This window comes from Zoogloea sp., assembly GCF_044344315.1.
Lineage (GTDB): Bacteria > Pseudomonadota > Gammaproteobacteria > Burkholderiales > Rhodocyclaceae > Zoogloea.
The window spans coordinates 53257-67931 of record NZ_JBIJDC010000003.1 but is presented as its reverse complement, the minus strand read 5'-3'; the positions used below and the strand labels follow the sequence as shown (position 1 = coordinate 67931).

Here is a 14675-nt window from a genome sequence, read left to right as displayed (position 1 = left end):
GCTGTCGGGCATGCCACGCAGCGCCCCGGAATTCTGGCGGCACCGGGGCGTGCCAGCCCTCGCCCTGCTTCCCCTTTCCCTGCTATTTGCCCTGTTATCCGGTGCGCGGCGCTGGCTCTACCGAGCCGGTGTGCTGCGCGTCGAGCGCTTGCCGGTGCCCGTCATCGTGGTCGGCAACATCGCCGTGGGTGGCAGCGGCAAGACGCCGGTTGCCCTGTGGCTGGCGGCGGAGTTGAAGGCGCGCGGCTACACGCCGGGCATCATCAGTCGGGGCTATGGCGGGCGCGTGGTCGGGGTCGCCGAGGTTGAGCCGGGCGGTGACCCATCCCGCTTTGGGGACGAACCGGTGCTGATGGCGGCGGTGTCCGGGTGTCCGGTCTTTGTCGGGCGCGATCGGCCGGCCGCCGGACGGGCGCTGCTGGCGGCCCATCCGGCAGTGGATGTGATCATCACCGACGACGGCCTGCAGCACTATCGGCTGGCCCGGGATGTGGAGCTGGTGGTGGTGGACGAGGCGACGCTTGGCAACGGCCTGCGTCTGCCGGCCGGCCCGCTGCGGGAAGGTGTCGGGCGAATTGCCGGCAGCACCCTGGTGATGGCGCACGGAGCCTTCTCACCCGGCTTGAAGAGGAAGCTGGGCGGCGTCCCTGTGTTCGATTTTTCCCTGACGGGTGATGCCTTCGAGCGGGTGGCGAACCGCCTTGAGCGCTGCGAGCCGGCCCGTTTTCGGGGGCGTCGCGTGTGTGCCATGGCGGGCATAGGCCGGCCAGAGCGCTTTTTCGGGCAGCTTGAGGCCATGGGTCTGGCGCTTGAACGGCGCCCGTTTCCTGACCATCACACTTACACCGCGGCCGATGTGGCCATCAATGACGGCGATGTCCTGCTGATGACCGAGAAGGATGCGGTAAAATGCTGGCCTTTCGCCCCGGCCGACAGCTGGGTGTGGCCGGTCCGGGCGCAGGTGGCGCCCGGCGCGGCAGAACTGATTGTGGAGAAGCTCGATGGATCCCCGACTGCTTGAAATCCTGGTTTGCCCGATTACCAAGGGGCCGCTCGACTTCCGCAAGGACAGGCAGGAGCTGTGGAGCGTCAGTGCCCGGCTGGCCTATCCGATCCGCGACGGCATCCCCGTGATGCTGGAGGACGAAGCCCGCCCGCTGACCGAGGAAGAGCTGGCCCAGGCCCGCTGAGATGAGCTTCAAGATCGTCATTCCGGCGCGCCACGCGTCGACGCGCCTACCCGGCAAACCGCTGTTGGACATTCTCGGCAGGCCCATGATCCTGCGCGTCCTCGACCGGGCTCGCGAAGCCGGGGCGGAGGAAGTGTGGGTGGCTACCGATCACCAGGGCATTGCCGAGGTGGTCGAGGCCGCGGGGGGGCAGGTGATCCTGACCGGCGCCGAGCATCCGTCTGGCACTGACCGCCTGGCCGAGGTGGCAACGCGACTGGGCTGGTCCGACGATACCGTGGTGGTGAATGTGCAGGGCGATGAGCCGCTGATTCCGCCCGCCCTGATCGGTGATGCGGCGGCGGCCCTGGCGGAGGACAGCGAGGCAGCCATTGCCACCGCCTGCCATCCCCTTGTCTCCGCCGAGGAGTTCTTCAACCCGAACGTGGTGAAGCTGGTGCTTGATGCGCGGGGGCGTGCTCTTTACTTTTCCCGGGCGCCGATTCCCTGGGCGCGGGACGCCTTCGCCGCTGACCGGAGCCTGCTGCCTGCCGGGTTGCCCGCCTACCGCCACATCGGCCTCTACGCTTACCGGGCCGGCTTTCTCAAGCGCTACTCCAGTCTCGCGGCGTCACCGCTGGAGCAGTGGGAAGCCCTCGAACAACTTCGGGCCATGGCCCATGGTTTCCCCATCCGGGTGATGGTGCTCGATCACGCACCTCCGGCCGGAGTGGATACCGCAGAAGATCTGGAACGTGTCCGCCGGGCGTTTGACCTAGCGGAAGTTTCGCGATAGTTTCGCAATCCCATGTCGCATTGACAATAACCAGAGGAGGGAAAGACATGCGTCTGATTCTGTTGGGACCGCCGGGCGCCGGCAAAGGCACCCAAGCCAATTACATCAAGGAAAAGTTCGGTATTCCCCAGATCTCCACGGGCGACATGCTGCGTGCAGCCGTCAAGGCCGGCACCCCCCTGGGCATCGAGGCCAAGAAGGTCATGGATGCTGGCGGCCTTGTTTCCGACGACATCATCATTGGCCTGGTCAAGGATCGTCTGAAGGAAGCCGACTGCCAGTCCGGCTACATGTTCGATGGCTTCCCCCGTACCATTCCCCAGGCCGAAGCCATGAAAGTGGCCGGCGTGGCCATCGATTTCGTGCTTGAGATCGACGTGCCCGACGAGGAAATCATCGGCCGCATGTCGGGTCGCCGCGTGCATGTGGCTTCCGGCCGCACCTACCACGTCAAGTTCAATCCGCCTAAGGTGGAAGGCAAGGACGACGAAACCGGCGAAGCGCTGATCCAGCGTGACGACGACAAGGAGGAGACGGTCAAGAAGCGCCTCGACGTCTATCATTCCCAGACCAAGCCGCTGGTGGCCTACTATTCCGATTGGGCTGCGAACGGTGATGCGAACGCACCGAAATATCGCAAGATCGCGGGCCTCGGCAAGGTTGACGAGATTCGCGAGCGGGCTTTCGAAGCACTCAAGTAAGCTTCGACCGCCAGGTCTCGAGGGCCGGCCCATGGGTCGGCCCTTGTTTTTTCAGGTGTCCTGTTGCGGGGTGATCTAGCGATGGCCAGGAATCTTCTGTATGCCCAGTCGGGCGGTGTGACGGCAGTGATCAATGCCTCGGCTGCCGGGGTGATTGCCACTGCCCGGGAGGCTGACGAGCGCATTGGCCGGGTGCTGGCGGCGCGCAACGGCATTCTCGGGGTGCTGCGCGAGACGCTGGTGGATACGGCGGCCATCTCTGCAGACGATCTGGCGCGCCTGCGATGTACGCCGGGTGGCGCATTCGGTTCGTGTCGCTTCGACCTGGATCCGGAGGCAGCCAACCCGGCCCAGTACGACCGCCTTTTCGACGTGCTGGCGGCCCATGAGATCGGCTTCTTCCTCTACAACGGCGGCAATGGCTCGATGGAGACCTGCCGGCAGATCCAGGCCGCGGCCCAGGCCCGCGGCTACCCCCTGACGGTGGTAGGTGTGCCCAAGACCATCGACAACGACATCGTGCATACCGATTGCTGCCCGGGTTTCGGTTCGGCCGCAAAATACCTGGCCACCTCGATCCGGGAGGTGGGGCTGGATCTGCGTGCCATGACCACCACGGGCGGACGGGCCTTCGTGCTGGAGGTCATGGGGCGCAATGCTGGCTGGCTGGCGGCGGCCTGTGCACTGGCGGCCGATAGCCCCGATTGTGCGCCCCATCTCATTCTGTTGCCCGAGGTGCCCTTTGAAGAAGCGCCGTTTCTGGCCCGCGTGAGAGAGACCGTGGAGCGGCTCGGGTCTTGCGCCATTGTCGTGGCCGAAGGCTTGCGCGGGCCCGACGGGCAGATTCTGTCCATGCAGTCACAGCATCCCAAAGGTTACGTTCAGTTGGGGGGCGCAGGTGAGGCCATCGCCGACTGCATCCATTCGGCGCTGGGCTACAAGGTGCATTACGCGGTGGCCGATTATCTGCAACGTGCCGCGCGTCATCTGGCTTCGAAGACAGATACCGCCCAGGCTTTTGCGGTAGGCAAGGCCGCCGTTCGCCGCGCGGTGGCGGGCAGCGATGGGGTCATCGGGATCAAGCGCCTGTCCGGACGGCCCTATCGCTGGCGGACCACCCAGCAGGCCTTCGAGAGGGTGGCCAACCTTGAGCGCGTGCTGCCGCCCGACTTCATTGCACCGGATGGCCTGGGCGTGACTGACGATTTTCGCAACTGGTGCCGTCCGCTGATTGCGGGCGAGGATCTCCCGCGCTTCGTCGATGGTCTGCCGGATTACCTTCACCTGCAGCTTCCGCTGCTGGAGCGGAGGCTGCCGGACTACTAGCCCTGAAGGAAGAGGCGCTCCCGCACGCTGGCGCGGGGGAGGGATGTCAGGCTGGAACGGCCGGGTTGAGACTGTAGGTGACGGTGAGGCTGGCCTTGGCCAGGATGTGACCGACCATGGCATTGCGCACCTGCTGACCGTCGAAGGCGCCGACCACGGACAGCGTGGGCACATCGAGCGCGTACACCGTAAAGACGTAGCGGTGGCGGATCGAATCGTTCCATGGCGGGCAGGGGCCGTCGTAGCCGAAGTAATTCCCTTTCATCTGCGCGTCACCGGCAAACCAGCCGGTGTAATCGTTGAGGCCGTGCCGGCTGCCGTCCGGCAGATCGGGGCCGGGCTTGCCGTTCGGAGTCACTTCACTGGAATACTCGCCCTCGGCGATGGCGGTGGTCGTTTCGGGCAGGTCGATCAATACCCAGTGGAAAAAGTCCACCCGCGGCAGTTCGGCGGGAACCTGGCGGCCTTCCTGATTCACGTCGTCTCCACGGCTGGGCACGTCGGGGTCATGACAGATCACGGCAAAGCTGCGGGTGCCGGCCGGGGCTCCGCTCCAGCTGAGTTGCGGATTGCGGTTGCTGCCGAGGCAGACGTGCCCTTCGGCGGCAGGAATGCAGAAGGTGAAGGTGCCGGGAATCACGGCGCCGTCGGCAAAGCTCTGACTGGTCACTTGCATTGTTGTGGTCTCCCCTATAAGTGGGGGGATTTTAGCCAAGTTTGACCGGCGCGTTGCCGCTCATGCGCTGCGCCGGCGGAAGTCCCTGACCCGGAAACCGAGGGCAAAAAGCACAGCGAAGTACACGCCGATGCCGCCCAGCACCAGGGCGCACAGGCGGATCACACGTTCGATGCCGGATGCGCTCAGCCACAGGCTGTCATTGCCGGCTGTGAAATGCACGCTGAACCCCAGTACCACCAGTGCTACCAGCAGCTTCCCGGCAAAGCGCCCCCAGCCGGGCTGGGGCTGGTAGACCTGACGTTTGCGCAGGCCATGGTAGAGCAGGCCGGCATTGACGCAAGAGGCCAGGCCGATGGACAGGGCCAGACCGGCGTGCTGGAAGGGGCCGATGAAGACCAGGTTCATCAGCTGGGTGATGATCAGCGAGAAGATGCCGATGCGCACCGGGGTGCGAACGTCCTGGCGGGAGTAGAAGGCCGGCGCCAGCACCTTCACCAGGATCAGGCCGGTCAGGCCGATGCTATAGGCAATCAGGGCGCTGCGGGTTTGCAGGACGTCGTTGGCTCCGAAGGCGCCATGGTGAAACAGGGTGCTGATCAATGGCACTGCGAGCAGGGCCAGGCCTAGGGAGGCGGGTAGGGTCAGCATCAGGGTCAGGCGCAGGCCCCAATCCAGTAGCGCCGAGAATTCTGCGGGCTGCTCGTCGGCATGCATCTTGGAGAGGCTGGGCAGCAGGATGGTGCCCAGCGCTACGCCCAGCATGCCGGCCGGAAATTCCATCAGGCGGTCGGCGTAATACAGCCAGGACACGCTGCCACTGGGCAGGAAGGAGGCGAAAACGGTATTGATGAGCAGGGAGATCTGGCTCACCGAGACGCCCAGTATGGCCGGGCCCATGAGCTTGAGGATGCGCCGCACGCCGGGGTCGGAGAAGTTGAGTGAGAAGCGCGGCAGCATGCCGATCTTGGCCAGGGGGCGCAGTTGCAGCAGCACCTGGGCCAGTCCGCCGATGAACACGGCCCAGCCCAGGACAAGGATGGGCGGATCGAAGTAGGGCGCCGCGAACAGGGCCATGCCGATGAAGCTCAGGTTGAGCAGCACCGGCGTGAAGGCCGGGATGGCGAAGCGGCTCCAGGTGTTGAGCACGCCGCCGGCGAGGGCCACCAGCGCCATGAAGAAGATGTAGGGGAAGGTGATGCGGGTCAATTCGACGGTCAGCGCGAACTTCCTGGCATCGGCAGAAAAGCCGGGGGCCGTGGCGTAGATGATGGCCGGTGCTGCCAGGGCACCGAGGATGGACACGATCAGCACCACCAGCCCGAGGGCACTGGCTACATGATTGACGAGGCGGTGGGTTTCCTCTTCGCCGCGCTTGTTCTTGTATTCGGCGAGGATGGGGACAAAGGCCTGGGAGAATGCCCCCTCGGCGAACATGCGGCGTAGCAGGTTGGGCAGCCGGAAGGCCACCACGAAGGCGTCCATCTCGATGCCGGCGCCAAAGGCGCGGGCCTGCACGAAGTCACGCACGAACCCCAGGATGCGCGAAAGCAGGGTCATGCCGCTGACCGTGGCAAGGGCGCGGAGGAGGTTCATCGAGGCCATGGAATCGGGGGTGTTGCGAGGGCAAAGGGGCTTGATGTTAGCGGCTTATGGCGCCCTGCAGCAATGCGATTTTCGGCGTTCGGCCGCGTTTGGCATGGCCGCGGCGCCCGTCACGGGGGGTGATGGGGTAAAATGGAAAAAATTTTTGTGAGCTCGACCTGATGAAAACCACGTTCCTAGATTTTGAACAGCCTATTGCGGAACTCGAGGCAAAGATCGAAGAACTACGCTTTGTGCAGGATGATTCGGCGGTGGATATCTCCGAGGAGATCGGCCGCCTGGAGCAGAAGAACTACGGCCTGACCAAGGACATCTACAGCAAGCTGACGCCGTGGCAATGTGCCCTGGTGGCGCGTCACCCCCAGCGCCCTTACACCCTCGATTACGCACAGCACATCTTCACCGACTTCGAAGAGCTCCACGGGGATCGCAGCTTTGCCGACGACAAGGCCATCGTAGGTGGTCTGGCCCGCTTCAACGGGCAGTCGTGCATGATCATCGGGCACCAGAAGGGGCGTGACACCAAAGAGAAGATCCATCGCAATTTCGGCATGCCCCGGCCGGAGGGCTACCGCAAGGCCATGCGCCTGATGAAGCTGGCCGAGAAGTTCAACCTGCCGGTGTTCACCTTTGTCGATACGCCGGGCGCCTATCCGGGCATCGACGCTGAAGAGCGCGGCCAGTCGGAGGCCATTGGCCACAATCTGTTCGTGATGGCCGAGCTGAAGGTGCCGCTGATCTGCACCATCATCGGCGAAGGTGGGTCTGGCGGAGCGCTGGCGATCGCCGTGGGTGACCAGTTGCTGATGCTTCAGTACTCCACCTACTCGGTGATCTCCCCGGAGGGCTGCGCGTCCATCCTGTGGAAGAGTGCCGAGCGGGCCTCCGATGCGGCGGAAACCATGGGCATCACCGCGTCCCGTCTCAAGTCCCTGGGCCTGATCGACAAGGTGGTGAGTGAGCCGGTAGGCGGTGCCCACCGGGATCACCGGGCCATGGCCCAGAGCCTCAAGCGTGCGCTTCAGGATTCCTTGCGCCAGGTTTCCGAGCTGTCCCCCTCCCAGCTGCTTGAGCGGCGTTTCGAGCGTTTGATGAGTTACGGCAAGTTCAAGGAAATTGCCGTCGATTGATCTCGTCTCCGCTGTCGCCAGTCAATGGCGGCAGCTTCCTGCCGTGCCGGCCCGGCTCAGGGTCGGTCTGAGCGGCGGTCTTGATTCCACCGTCCTCCTGCATGTTCTCGCCGCCCTGCGCGAGCAGCTTGGCTTTGAGCTCAGCGCTGTCCATATCAACCACGGCCTGATTTCCGGGTCGGCGGCGTGGGCGGCGCCGTGTCGACAGCTCTGTGACGGGCTGGGCGTTCCGCTGCTTGTGCGGGAGGTTGTGGTCAGGCGTGACCATCCGGGCGGGATTGAAGCGGCGGCGCGGGAGGCCCGCCACGCCGCATTGCAGGAGGATGCCGACGGAGCGCTGCTGGTTCTGGCCCACCATCGGGACGATCAGGCCGAGACCGTGCTGTTTCGCGCCCTCCGGGGTGCGGGGGTGCGGGGGGCCGGGGGCATGCGCGTGCTGGATGCCCGGCGGGCCATCTGGCGGCCCTTGCTGGATGTGCCGCGCCGCGATCTAAAGGCCTATGCCGAGGAGCACGCTCTGGTTTGGGTCGAGGATCCGAGCAACCAGGACCTGCGTTTTTCACGCAATTTCCTGCGCCTGGAGGTGCTGCCCCGTATCGAGGCGCGCCAGGTGGGTGCCTCTGCCGGGCTGGCCCGTACCGGGCGGCTATGTGCCGAGGCGGCCGCTCTTCTCGACGAGCTGGCCGACCTGGATCTTGCGTCCATGGGCAGCACGGAAGCCCGTCGTTTCAGCCGTGCGGCGGCGGTCAGCCTTACTCCCCCTCGCCTGCGCAATGCCCTGCGCCGCGCCCTCGACCGGGCGGGGGCCCTGATGCCCGATGAAGATCGCCTGTGCGAGGCGGAGCGGCAGTTGCGTCTCGACACCGTCGCAGCCGGATGGCGCCTTGTGCTTGGAACGCACGCCCTTTGCGTCTATCGCGATGACTGGTGGATCGAGCTGGCAGACCTGCCTTCGATCCCTGCTGCAGTGCCGTGGGATGGGCGCATGCCCGTGCTGCCTTGGGCCCGCGGCCTCGTGCGTTTCGACCCGGCGGTGGGGCAGGGGCTTCTGGCCGCGGCCGTGATGGGAGCCTGCTGTGAAGTGCGGGGGCGGATGGGCGGCGAGCGCCTGCGCCTGAGGCCCGATGGCCCGGGCCGGAGCCTGAAGAACCTATTGCAGGAGGCGGCCGTCCCGGCCTGGTATCGCCCCTTGCTGCCCATGTTGTGGGTGGATGGACGCCTGGCCTGGGTGGCCGGGGTTGGCATTGCGGCAGAATTCCTCTGTCCGTCGGGCGAGCCGGGGGTGGTGCCCGGCTGGTCTGCAACCGACTGAGTTTCAGTCGCGCCCTGGGGCCAGTAACTGAGCCAGTTCCACGGCTGAACGTACCCCCATTTTTTCGAAGACGCGGGAGCGGTGCACCTCCACTGTGCGCATGGAGATGTTCAGCTCGTCGGCGATGACCTTATTGAACTTGCCCGCCAGGACCAGGTGCATCACCTCCTGCTCCCGGGGGGTCAGCTGGGCCAGGCGGCCGCTTACGGTGGCCTGGGTTTGCTGGCTGGCCAGGCGGCGCGCATCGCTTTCCATGGCTCGGATCACCACGTCCACCAGGGCATTGTCGTCAAAGGGCTTTTCGAGGAAGTCGAATGCGCCCTTCTTGAGGGTGCTGACCGCCATGGGTACATCGCCGTGGCCTGTCAGGAAGATCACGGGCATGGGGTTGTGTCGTTCGAGCAGGGCGTCGAAGCACTCCAACCCGCTCATCTCGCGCATCCGGATGTCCAGCACGATGCAGCCGTTGAAGTCCGGTTGCCAGCCGGCGAGGAACTCCTCAGCCGAGGACCACGTACGGGCGGCGACATTGCGAGTCCGCAGCAGCCAGGTCAGGGCGTCGCGAATGGCTTCGTCGTCGTCGACGATGTGGGCGAGGGGAGTGGTCATGGCTGGACGGGAAGCGAGAAGTTGAAAATCGTACCACCGCCAGGGTTGTCCTCGAAGCTCAGGCGGCCCCGGTGCAGTTCGGCGATGGAGCGGCAGATGTTGAGCCCCATGCCCATGCCTTCCTCCTTGGTGGTGAAGAACGGGGCAAAGAGCTTTTCTGCTACCTCGGGGGGAATGCCCTTGCCCCGGTCCGCGACACTGAGAATCAGCATGCCGTCCTGCAGGCGGGTGCCAAGGTGCAGATTGCGTTGGGCCCGGGGGGCATCGGCCATGGCATCCATGCCATTGCGGATCAGGTTGACGGCGACCTGTTCGATCATCACCGGATCGGCGGCGACCGTCGGCAGGTCTTCGGCCAGATCCTGGTGAATGCTCACACCGCGCCGCTGGGCATCCGGCTCCACCAGTCCGACGGCCTCGCGCAGGATGGCGTTGAGATCGACGGGTTCGCACTTGGGTTCGCTGCGCCTGACAAAGGCGTGGACCCGCCGGATGATCTGACCGGCTCGCTGGGCCTGCTTGCCGATCTTTTCGAGGATGCCACTGAGCTCGCCGGGGGACATGTCCCCCTTGCCGATCATGTTGATGCAGCCGGTGTTGTAGCTGGAGATGGCGGCCAGGGGCTGGTTGAGCTCATGGGCCAGGGTGGAGGCCATTTCCCCCATGGTGACCAGCCGGGCGGTGGCCTGCAGGCGCTCCTGCTGCTGGCGGTAGAGTTCCTGGGCGTGCTTCTGCTCGGTGACGTCCACCATGGAGCCCATCCAGCCGATGTGCCGGCCTTCCGAGTCGATCAGCGGCGCTTCGATGAGCAGGGCGTCAAAGCGCTCGCCGCTGCGGCGCATCAGGCGGATCTCGATGCCCTGGGGAGGCGCGTTGCCCCCCAGGACCATTTCGTGGACGGCCAGGGTGCGTTCCAGGGCTTCCGGCGCCCAGTAGGGCATGGGCGGGAGCAGGCCAACCAGCTCTTCGGCGCTCCAGCCGACCATGCGACAGAAGGCCGGGTTGACGTAGGTGATGCGTCCCTTGAGATCACGCGCTCGCATGCCGGTGTTGAGGGAGTCCTCCATGGCCTTGCGGAAAGCGTGTTCGGCGCGCAGGGCCTGTTCTGCAGCCTGACGGCGCTGCATGTGACGGCGCAGTTGCCACAGGCTCCAGACGATGGCGGCAGCCAGCACGCCGAGGGAGCCCATGAGGAGCAGGGGGATCCAGCGCACTTCGCTCTTGTAGGCGGTGACATTGAGGCTGAGGCCGTGGCCGGGTGGCTCGAAGGGGATCTCGTAGGCGAGGCTGGAAAGGGGGGAGACCCGCGACTTGGCGGCGATCTCGACGCCCAGGTTGTTGGCCACCGACACCCGGTAGCGCTCCGAGAACCACCAGGGCACTTGGCGGGAGATCATGTTGTTGAGGGAATACACACCGACCACCGAACCCAGGTAGCGCCCGCCGTCGAAGATCGGCACGTGCACCTCGAACTGGGTCTGGTTTTCGATGACCGCGTAGGCATCGCTATAGACCGGCCGGCCCATGGAGCGGGATAGTCGATGCGCAGAGCTGGAGGGAAAGGTGCCGCCGGCCTCGCCCACCAGATGGCTGTCGGTATAAGGAGGCTGGGCGCCGCGCACCTCACCGTTCGTGTGCAGCCAGAGAATGCGGATCAAGCCGCTTTCCGGGTCGAGCGCCTGGCGTAGCCGGGCCTGGGTGGTGGACGAGAGCGTGCCGCCCTTGAGCAGTTCGGGGCCCAGCTGGGTGAGATGGCTGTTGTTGCGATCAAACTGGAAGCCGAGGTTCTGCTCCATCCACAGCACATCATTGATCAGGGTGGCGCGCTGCTCCTCGGTATCCTGCCGGTGGGTCAGCCACAGCAGGGCCGCCATGGTGGCCACAAACAGGGCGACGGCAGCGTAAGGCAGGCTCCAGTACCAGCTTGGGGGCGGGGAAGAAGGTGCAGGTGGCAAGGGATTGAGAATCACGGATGGGCTGGAATTACGTTATCGCCGGAGCGGGCCGGGAGGACCATCAGAACTTTCCACACTGCGGATGACCACAATTGATGCGGATCCCGGGCTTGTCGATAGTGCACGGGCAGCCTGCTGTCGCCTCGGCAGCCCTTATCAAGTACAAGTTCCAATTACGGAGACAAAAAATGAAACTGCGCACTGTAATGTTCAGCCTCGCTGCCCTGGGTTTCTGTGCCTCGGCGTCTGCCCAGGCCCCGATCGTGATCAAGTTCAGCCACGTGGTGGCGGTGGATACACCCAAGGGCAAGGCCTCCGAGTTCTTCAAGAAGCGTGCTGAGGAGCTGACCAAGGGAAAGGTGAAGGTTGAGGTCTACGCCAATAGTGCACTTTACAAGGACAAGGAAGAACTGGAAGCCCTCCAGCTGGGTGCCGTGCAGATGCTGGCCCCGTCCCTGGCGAAGTTTGGCCCCCTGGGCGTGAAGGAATTCGAAGTCTTCGATCTGCCCTACATCTTCGATGACGCCAGCGAACTCCATCGTGTCACCCAGGGCCCCATCGGAGCCGGCATCCTGAAGAAGCTGGAGCCCAAGGGCATCGTTGGTCTGGCCTACTGGGACAATGGCTTCAAGTCCTTCTCCGCCAATACTCCGATCCGCACCCCGGCTGACCTGAAGGGCAAGAAGCTGCGCATCCAGTCGTCCAAGGTGCTGGAAGAGGAGATCCGTACGGTGGGTGGCCTGCCGCAGGTGATGGCCTTCTCCGAGGTTTACCAGGCGCTGCAGACCGGCGTGGTGGATGGCACCGAGAACCCCCACTCCAACATGTTCACCCAGAAGATGCATGAGGTTCAGAAGCACCTGACCGTGACCGACCACGGGTACCTCGGCTACGCGGTCATCGCCAACAAGAAGTTCTGGGACGGCCTGCCTGCCGACATTCGCGGCCAGCTGGAAACGGCCATGAAGGAATCCACCGTTTACGCCAACAAGATTGCCCAGGAAGAGAACGACAAGTCTCTTGAAGGCATCAAGAAGAGCGGCAAGACCCAGGTCTATGTGCCGACCAAGGAAGAGAAGCTGGCCTTCAAGAAGGCGATGGTCCCGGTCCATCAGAAGATGGAAGGCCGTATCGGCAAGGATCTGATCCAGTCCATCTACAAGGAAACCGGCTTCGACCCCGCGAAGCTGTAAGCACTCTCCGTTTCACGTCCGAAGGGCGCCCTCCCGCATGCAGGGAGGGCGCCAGGCCCGGGCTCCGTCCCGGCGCATCCAATCGCAATTCTCTGCGAGGCTAAATCATGAAATTACTCGATCACCTGGAAGAGTGGATCATCACCTTCCTGATGGGCGGGGCTACGGCAATCATTTTTCTGTCCGTGGTACACCGCTATCTGGCCGGTCTCAGCATTCCCGGTCTTCAGGACTGGCTGCTGTCCCTCAACTTCAGCTGGGCCCAGGAACTGTGCATCATCATGTTCGTGTGGATGGCCAAGTTCGGCGCCGCCTATGGCGTGCGTACCGGCATCCACGTGGGCGTCGATGTGCTCATCAACCGCCTGTCCGATAGTAACCGCAGCAAGTTCATCATCTTTGGTCTGCTCGCCGGCGCAACGTTTACCGGCATCGTGGCAACCCTTGGTGGCCACTTTGTGTGGGAGAACGGCGCCCACTACGCCTTCTTGAACATGACCGGTGCCGAGTTCGGTGATGTGCCCGAGGGCCCCACCACGCCCGACCTGGAATGGCCGACCTGGATCGTCTACAGCGCGATTCCCCTGGGTTCCAGTTTGATGTGCTTCCGCTTCCTGCAGGTGACCTGGAACTTCCTCAAGACGGGCGAGTTGCCCCATCACGACCACGGTCATGTGGATGGTCTTGAAGACGAAGTCGCCGCGGTGGATGCTAACCCCTACTCGCTGGACGACAACCTCCACATCCACGACCTCAAGCACAAGCCGCTCGGCGACCGTGAAGGAGACCGCAAATGAACGCCGCAATCATCTTCGGGATCCTGCTGGCCCTGATGCTGACGGGGATGCCGATCTCCATCTCCCTCGGCCTCACCGTACTCTCCTTCCTGTTCACCATGACGGAGGTGCCTCTCGAGTCAGTGGCCCTCAAGCTATTCACCGGCATCGAGAAGTTCGAGATCATGGCGATCCCGTTCTTCATCCTGGCGGGTAACTTCCTGACTCACGGCGGTGTGGCCAAGCGGATGATCAACTTCGCCACCTCCATGGTCGGGCACTGGTACGGCGGCCTGGGTCTTGCAGGCGTGCTGGCCTGTGCGCTGTTCGCGGCCGTGTCGGGCTCTTCGCCGGCCACCGTGGTGGCGATCGGCTCGATCCTTCTGCCGGCGATGGTCAGGGCAGGCTTCCCGAACAAGTTCGGGGCCGGCATCATCACCACGGCCGGCGCGCTGGGCATCCTGATCCCGCCGTCCATCGTCATGGTGATGTACTCGGTGGCTACCAACACCTCCGTCGGTGCGTTGTTCATGGCCGGCGTGGTGCCGGGTCTGGCCCTGGCGGCGACGCTGGGCGGCGTCACCTGGTACCGGGCGCGCAAGTTTAACTACCCCCGTCAGCCCAAGGCGTCGGTGGCGGAGCGCGTGAAGGCCTTCAAGGAGTCCGTGTGGGGCCTGCTGCTGATCGTGGTGGTGATGGGCGGTATCTACACCGGCATGTTCACGCCCACCGAGGCGGCCGCCATGAGCGCCATGTACGCCTTCTTCGTGGCCGTGTTTGTGTACCGCGACATGCCCCTGAAGGACGTGCCGAAGGTGCTGCTCAACTCTGCCAACATGTCGGCGATGCTGCTCTACATCATCACCAATGCGGTGCTGTTCAGCTTCATCATGACCAACGAGAACATCCCGCAGGCTCTGGCCGAGTGGATGCTGGGCAACGGGCTGGGTGTCGTCGCCTTCCTGCTCGCGGTCAACGTGCTGTTGCTGCTTGCCGGCAACTTCATGGAGCCCTCGTCCATCGTGCTGATCTTTGCGCCGATCCTGTTCCCGGTAGCGATGAAGCTGGGCATCGACCCGGTGCACTTCGGCATCATCATGGTGGTGAACATGGAAGTAGGCATGTGCCATCCGCCGGTGGGGCTCAACCTGTACGTGGCCTCGGGCATTACCAAGATGGGCATCACCGAGCTGACGGTGGCAGTATGGCCGTGGCTGCTGTCGATGCTGGTGTTCCTGGGGCTGGTGACATACTGGCCGGGCCTGTCGCTGTGGTTCCCGCGCATGCTTGGAATGATCTCCTGATGGCATCACGTCAGTTATTCAAGAAGCGTGGTTCCCGCGCATGCTCCGGATGATCTGATTTCCGCCTGCTGAATGTCCGAAAGCGCGCCCGAGTGGCGCGCTTTCGGTTTTTGAGGGTCCGGG

General features: G+C 64.2%; 14 protein-coding genes. 10 read left to right on the top strand and 4 right to left on the bottom strand.

All coding sequences use genetic code 11. The annotated features are described in order from the left end of the window. Positions 1 to 10: 10 nt before the first annotated feature. The 5 genes from lpxK to ACIQ09_RS01400 all read left to right on the top strand — a co-directional run bounded on the left by lpxK (position 11) and on the right by ACIQ09_RS01400 (position 3992). Positions 11 to 1021 (top strand): tetraacyldisaccharide 4'-kinase, encoded by a 1011-nt coding sequence (lpxK, locus tag ACIQ09_RS01420; protein WP_398304984.1) that lies wholly within the window; start codon positions 11 to 13, stop codon positions 1019 to 1021. Continuing rightward, positions 1002 to 1190: a Trm112 family protein gene (locus ACIQ09_RS01415; protein ID WP_398304981.1), complete on the top strand. Its 189-nt coding sequence runs from the start codon at positions 1002 to 1004 to the stop codon at positions 1188 to 1190. The genes lpxK and ACIQ09_RS01415 overlap by 20 nt, the downstream gene beginning before the upstream one ends. Before the next feature lies 1 nt (position 1191). Further along, positions 1192 to 1965 (top strand): 3-deoxy-manno-octulosonate cytidylyltransferase, encoded by a 774-nt coding sequence (kdsB, locus tag ACIQ09_RS01410; RefSeq protein WP_398304978.1) that lies wholly within the window; start codon positions 1192 to 1194, stop codon positions 1963 to 1965. A gap of 47 nt (positions 1966 to 2012) precedes the next feature. Beyond that, positions 2013 to 2666 (top strand): adenylate kinase, encoded by a 654-nt coding sequence (gene adk, locus ACIQ09_RS01405; RefSeq protein ID WP_398304975.1) that lies wholly within the window; start codon positions 2013 to 2015, stop codon positions 2664 to 2666. Between the two features lie 81 nt (positions 2667 to 2747). Then, positions 2748 to 3992 (top strand): 6-phosphofructokinase, encoded by a 1245-nt coding sequence (locus ACIQ09_RS01400; RefSeq protein ID WP_398304972.1) that lies wholly within the window; start codon positions 2748 to 2750, stop codon positions 3990 to 3992. 46 nt (positions 3993 to 4038) lie between these two features. Here ACIQ09_RS01400 and ACIQ09_RS01395 read toward each other — a convergent pair whose 3' ends face one another. Together ACIQ09_RS01395 and murJ are read right to left on the bottom strand one after the other, a co-directional pair. After that, positions 4039 to 4668 carry a YbhB/YbcL family Raf kinase inhibitor-like protein gene (locus tag ACIQ09_RS01395; protein WP_398304969.1) on the bottom strand — a complete coding sequence of 210 codons (630 nt, stop codon included), beginning with the start codon at positions 4666 to 4668 and terminating at the stop codon, positions 4039 to 4041. A gap of 60 nt (positions 4669 to 4728) precedes the next feature. Then, positions 4729 to 6264: a murein biosynthesis integral membrane protein MurJ gene (gene murJ / locus ACIQ09_RS01390; protein WP_398304966.1), complete on the bottom strand. Its 1536-nt coding sequence runs from the start codon at positions 6262 to 6264 to the stop codon at positions 4729 to 4731. 170 nt (positions 6265 to 6434) lie between these two features. Here murJ and ACIQ09_RS01385 point away from each other — a divergent pair, with 170 nt between their 5' ends. Then, the gene (locus tag ACIQ09_RS01385) at positions 6435 to 7403 is read left to right on the top strand and encodes an acetyl-CoA carboxylase carboxyltransferase subunit alpha (RefSeq protein ID WP_398304963.1); all 969 of its coding nucleotides are present in this window, start codon (positions 6435 to 6437) and stop codon (positions 7401 to 7403) included. Continuing rightward, positions 7390 to 8715, top strand: coding sequence for a tRNA lysidine(34) synthetase TilS (tilS, locus tag ACIQ09_RS01380; protein ID WP_398304960.1), 1326 nt, complete (start codon positions 7390 to 7392; stop codon positions 8713 to 8715). The genes ACIQ09_RS01385 and tilS overlap by 14 nt, the downstream gene beginning before the upstream one ends. Positions 8716 to 8718: 3 nt before the next feature. Here the strand turns inward: tilS and ACIQ09_RS01375 are convergent, their stop codons facing one another. Both ACIQ09_RS01375 and ACIQ09_RS01370 read right to left on the bottom strand, forming a co-directional pair. Next, positions 8719 to 9324, bottom strand: a complete 606-nt coding sequence (locus ACIQ09_RS01375) for a response regulator transcription factor (protein ID WP_398304957.1) — start codon at positions 9322 to 9324, stop codon at positions 8719 to 8721. Continuing rightward, positions 9321 to 11294: a sensor histidine kinase gene (locus ACIQ09_RS01370; RefSeq protein WP_398304954.1), complete on the bottom strand. Its 1974-nt coding sequence runs from the start codon at positions 11292 to 11294 to the stop codon at positions 9321 to 9323. The genes ACIQ09_RS01375 and ACIQ09_RS01370 overlap by 4 nt, the downstream gene beginning before the upstream one ends. 173 nt (positions 11295 to 11467) lie before the next feature. Here ACIQ09_RS01370 and ACIQ09_RS01365 point away from each other — a divergent pair, with 173 nt between their 5' ends. The 3 genes from ACIQ09_RS01365 to ACIQ09_RS01355 all read left to right on the top strand — a co-directional run bounded on the left by ACIQ09_RS01365 (position 11468) and on the right by ACIQ09_RS01355 (position 14552). After that, a complete protein-coding gene (locus tag ACIQ09_RS01365) occupies positions 11468 to 12472 on the top strand; it encodes a TRAP transporter substrate-binding protein (RefSeq protein ID WP_398304951.1) in 1005 nt (334 codons plus the stop codon). A 104-nt stretch (positions 12473 to 12576) separates the two neighbouring features. Next, positions 12577 to 13269: a TRAP transporter small permease gene (locus ACIQ09_RS01360; protein ID WP_398305039.1), complete on the top strand. Its 693-nt coding sequence runs from the start codon at positions 12577 to 12579 to the stop codon at positions 13267 to 13269. After that, entirely contained in the window at positions 13266 to 14552 is a 1287-nt protein-coding gene (locus tag ACIQ09_RS01355) for a TRAP transporter large permease (RefSeq protein ID WP_398304948.1), read from the top strand. The genes ACIQ09_RS01360 and ACIQ09_RS01355 overlap by 4 nt, the downstream gene beginning before the upstream one ends. Positions 14553 to 14675: the final 123 nt, after the last annotated feature.

Bases quoted from the DNA above. Each gene is read 5' to 3' on its own strand.
- lpxK (WP_398304984.1), top strand. From the start codon at position 11: ATGCCACGCAGCGCCCCGGAATTCTGGCGGCACCGGGGCGTGCCAGCC.
- ACIQ09_RS01415 (WP_398304981.1), top strand. From the start codon at position 1,002: ATGGATCCCCGACTGCTTGAAATCCTGGTTTGCCCGATTACCAAGGGG.
- kdsB (WP_398304978.1), top strand. From the start codon at position 1,192: ATGAGCTTCAAGATCGTCATTCCGGCGCGCCACGCGTCGACGCGCCTA.
- adk (WP_398304975.1), top strand. From the start codon at position 2,013: ATGCGTCTGATTCTGTTGGGACCGCCGGGCGCCGGCAAAGGCACCCAA.
- ACIQ09_RS01400 (WP_398304972.1), top strand. From the start codon at position 2,748: ATGGCCAGGAATCTTCTGTATGCCCAGTCGGGCGGTGTGACGGCAGTG.
- ACIQ09_RS01395 (WP_398304969.1), bottom strand. From the start codon at position 4,668: ATGCAAGTGACCAGTCAGAGCTTTGCCGACGGCGCCGTGATTCCCGGC.
- murJ (WP_398304966.1), bottom strand. From the start codon at position 6,264: ATGAACCTCCTCCGCGCCCTTGCCACGGTCAGCGGCATGACCCTGCTT.
- ACIQ09_RS01385 (WP_398304963.1), top strand. From the start codon at position 6,435: ATGAAAACCACGTTCCTAGATTTTGAACAGCCTATTGCGGAACTCGAG.
- ACIQ09_RS01375 (WP_398304957.1), bottom strand. From the start codon at position 9,324: ATGACCACTCCCCTCGCCCACATCGTCGACGACGACGAAGCCATTCGC.
- ACIQ09_RS01365 (WP_398304951.1), top strand. From the start codon at position 11,468: ATGAAACTGCGCACTGTAATGTTCAGCCTCGCTGCCCTGGGTTTCTGT.
- ACIQ09_RS01355 (WP_398304948.1), top strand. From the start codon at position 13,266: ATGAACGCCGCAATCATCTTCGGGATCCTGCTGGCCCTGATGCTGACG.